The 3,065-nt window shown below is 61.8% G+C and carries 3 protein-coding genes; all 3 read right to left on the reverse strand.

From position 1 onward, the window contains the following. Positions 1 to 462, reverse strand: a 462-nt coding sequence (locus tag EOC06_RS19110) for a DAK2 domain-containing protein (protein ID WP_128308514.1), incomplete at its 3' end; no start/stop codon positions are given. 58 nt (positions 463 to 520) lie between these two features. Next, on the reverse strand, positions 521 to 2,617 hold the full coding sequence (locus EOC06_RS19115) for a bifunctional sugar-binding transcriptional regulator/dihydroxyacetone kinase subunit DhaK (RefSeq protein WP_128308515.1): 2,097 nt from the start codon (positions 2,615 to 2,617) through the stop codon (positions 521 to 523). A 268-nt stretch (positions 2,618 to 2,885) separates the two neighbouring features. Next, the coding region (locus EOC06_RS42865) for a DAK2 domain-containing protein (RefSeq protein WP_245469776.1) at positions 2,886 to 3,065 on the reverse strand (180 nt) is incomplete at its 5' end.

Here is a 3,065-nt window from a genome sequence, read left to right on the forward strand (position 1 = left end):
GCTTGAAGCTGCGCGGGCTCGCGCACTGGCGGCGGCTTCCGTTGCAGGAATCCATGCATCCAGCATCGTCTTGTCGCCGCGTTGGCCCTTGCCGCGCTCCATGATGCCGGTCGTCATTGCCTCGACAATTGCCGCCTGGCCTGTGGATGAAAGGCAATCTTCCTGCTTGAGGGCTTGCGCTGCTCTCCGGAACGCTGTCGCATAAAGCGGTCCCGTAGATGCGCCGACCGCATCGAGAAAGGCTGACGCTGCCGCAGTCAAAACCTCCGACGGAAGCGTGTCGTCGAGGTTGAGTTTGGCCAGCTCCGCATTCACTGCCATGAAGCCGAGGGACATGGTGATGCCGTGGTCGGCGTCGCCAATGGCACCGTCCAGATCCGAGAGATGGTCTTTTCCCGCCTCGATGGCGATGGAAATGCGATAGAACATCCGGCTCAGTTGCCGCGCCGCGTTGTCCGCCATCGTGTTCCTCCCAGTTCAAGCAGGATGCAGCCCTTCGTGGGGCGCATGTCTTGTGTTCTCAGCCGACCCTCAGGAAGGCGGTATCGCAAGGATGATGCAACAAGTCCGTCAACTCGGTGTCGAGATGCAAGATCGAGATCGACGCACCGACCATGTCGAGCGACGTGCAATAGTGCCCGACCCAGTTCGCCTCTATCTTGATGTCCTTGGCACTCAGCCGCTGCTCGACGCGTCTGAAGAGAATGTAGAGCTCCATCAGTGGCGTCGCCCCAAATGAATTGATCAGCACCGCGACTCGGTCGCCCGATGCCGGTTTCATCTCCGAAAAGATGCGGTCCATCACCCGATCCGTGATCTCATCGGCGCTCATCATCTTTTCGCGGATAACACCACGTTCTCCGTGGATGCCCATGCCGATTTCGATATCGTCGGGACCGATTTCGAAATTGTGGCGGCGGGTCTGCGGCAGGGAGCAGGGCTCCAGCGCGACGCCCATAGTGAATGTCCGTGCATTCGCCTTGCGGGTTGCTGCCTCGCAGGCCTCGAGCGACCAGCCGCGGTCGCAGGCGGCTCCGGCGATCTTGAACATGAAGAAGTTGCCGGCAACGCCGCGGCGTCCCTCCCTGTCCTCCAGCGGCGAGGAGGCAATATCGTCCGTCGTCACGACCGTCCGCACCTCGATGCTGTTTTCCGCCGCCATCTCGGCCGCCATTTCGAAATTCATCACGTCGCCGGCGTAATTGCCGTAGACGAAGAGCACGCCTTGGCCGCCCGACGCGGCCTGGGCGCACTGGAAGATCGGACCCGGAGGAGGCGACGAGAAGATGTTGCCGACCGCCACCGCATCGGCGAGGCCCTTGCCGACATAGCCGAGAAAGCAGGGCTCATGCCCGGTGCCGCCGCCGATGACAAGCCCTACCTTGCCTGGCCTCGGCCCGTTTCGGGCGACAAGGGCACGATGGGACCCCTTGATCGGCTTGATGTAGGCGGCGTGGGCTTTCAACGCGCCGTCAAGCATCTCCTCGACAACATCGTCGGGGTCGTTCAGGAATTTCTTGATATGGGTCCGGAAGTTGCTGGGCAGCGCCACGCTGTTGTCGACCTTCGGGCGTTGCGACAGCTTCTGGTCAAGCTCTGTCACGCCATCGGCGTTCAGGATGCCGCGCCCCGTGGCAGCGTCGGTGATAAGCACATTGACGTAGCCGCCGCGCAGCGCGGCGAGGATTGCCGGCACCTTGTCGAAACCGCCGGCAACCGCGATCCGCAGGCCGATGGACTTCAGCATCTGCAGCGATATCCCGATCGTCCGGTCGTCGAGCGGGCCGGCCACCGGATGGCCTTGACCATCGATGAAGCGGCCGGCAACCACGCCCACCGCACCCTTGGCGAGATATTGCTGCAACGAAACCGATTCAAAGAAGCCGCTGGTGTGGATCGTTGAATTTGGCCGTAGCGAAGAGACGCCGAACAGCGCCTTGTTGGCTTTGGAAAGCGCGTCGAACTGGCTTGCAATGAGCGTCTCGCGCAACAGGATGTCGCGCACTTCGGCCGTGGAAACCACCGCAGGCGCTGTGATGTTGATCAGCTTCGCCTTGATCGCGCTGGCGATGGCGGAGGCGCAGAGCTCCGGCGTGTAAGCAAAACTGGCGCTCGTTCCGCCGGTGGCCTGAACGACGGTGACGTCCTGAAGGGCAGGCACCGACGCCTGCTCGCCGATCGCCAGCACCGTTCGTCCCCAGGCAACCGCAAGCGTGTCGCCGGATTTCAAAAGCTTGTTCAGGGCTTGGCCCGCAGCACCGCCAAGGCGATCGATCAGCGGCCGCGCATTGTCGTCGCTCGGCACGACGAGACAGTCATGCAGGCCGAAGTGACGTTTGAGTTCCTGCGCGATCGAGAGTGAACTCAGCCGCGATGGCTCGAGGGAAATGTTGACGATCCCCCTGGCGCGCGCATCAGCCAAATAACTGTTCACCGTAGCCCGCGAAATGCCCATGATGTCGGCGATATCGCCCTGCGTCATGCGATCTTCGTAATAGAGCCAGCAGGCCCAGACATAGGGGTCGTCGCCATAGCGCAACGGAATGGGTTCAGCCGTAGCGTCGGCTCCGGCTCGCACGGTTCCGTTCTTCCGTGCTGATGGTGTCTTGACGGTCATGCTGCCCGGTTTCCCCGAATCCCAAGATCAATCGCCAAGATGAGCGCAAACGGGCGAACTCTCAATCTGGCTCCGATCAGGCACCAGAACCTGCCCCATCCCGATGAGATCTGGATGGGGCTCTGGCTCTGTTTGAGCATGATCTCTGGACAAATGGTTTCCGTTTGTCCGAGAAAACCGAATTCCACTTTTCGGGATCATGCTCTGGCTCGCTCCCGGCTGGAAGGTCAGCCGGGAGCCATTGCTCGGGAGGAGCATACTTCACAATTCAACGACCTGCCGTCGCCGACAGCTGCAGTTTCTGCCTGGCACCAAGCGCCAGGGCCTTCAGGATCAAGGCACAGGATGTGGCGCCGGCATCGAGGACGCCGAGCGAGCGTTCGCCCAGGCGGCTGGCCCGGCCAATCTTCGCCACCAGATCCTTCGTGCCGTCGCGACCCTTTTCGGC

Origin of the sequence: Mesorhizobium sp. M7A.F.Ca.MR.362.00.0.0, from assembly GCF_004023175.1 — a bacterium.
GTDB lineage: Bacteria > Pseudomonadota > Alphaproteobacteria > Rhizobiales > Rhizobiaceae > Mesorhizobium.